Annotated in this window: 1 protein-coding gene; it reads right to left on the bottom strand. The window is 41.3% G+C overall.

Annotation, left to right across the window (positions count from 1 at the left end; translation table 11 throughout):
- Positions 1-369 (bottom strand): transporter (locus AB4517_RS14680; RefSeq protein WP_372137397.1); only part of this gene is annotated, 369 nt, incomplete at its 3' end.
- Between the last annotated feature and the right edge of the window lie 130 nt (positions 370-499).

The following is a 499-nucleotide window of genomic DNA, read 5'->3' as shown; positions in this document are numbered from 1 at the left end:
AATCGTGAACTCTTCTCCAGAATTACCCGCAATCACTAAATGACTGCGCGATTCAATATACTCGATCTGCTCTTCTTCAAGTGAATATGGCATCACCACTTTGAGCTCATTGATCCCTTCCAGCTTAGCGAGCTTGAGTAAGGTAACAATGTTCGACTCATCACTTTTACGCGTCGACATTGATTTCAATGCCATCTGCCATAAACGATCCTCTGGGGTGCCCAACTCTTTAATGCTATCTCGCCAGACGGTACTGAACACTGGCGCAATTGTGGTGAGTGCTTCCAGAAAAGTCCATTTTTTACTGCATGAGGCGCCAAGAAATGTTGTGTAATCGAACTCTACACGCGTCTCTTCCTGTTTATCCATGATGTCCCCCGACACTTTGGCAACACAATATACTCAATATCTATCAACTCTTTCTTTATAGCAATAGGATATAGAAGAATAGTCTTTTATGACCTTTTGATTGGTTAAAAAGGCATATAAAAATCAAACT

Source organism: Vibrio sp. 10N.222.52.C3, from assembly GCF_041474195.1.
In the GTDB taxonomy this organism is placed as follows: Bacteria; Pseudomonadota; Gammaproteobacteria; order Enterobacterales; family Vibrionaceae; genus Vibrio; species Vibrio crassostreae_C.
Note: the sequence above shows the minus strand (reverse complement) of the source record. Positions and strands in the feature narration are given on the sequence as shown.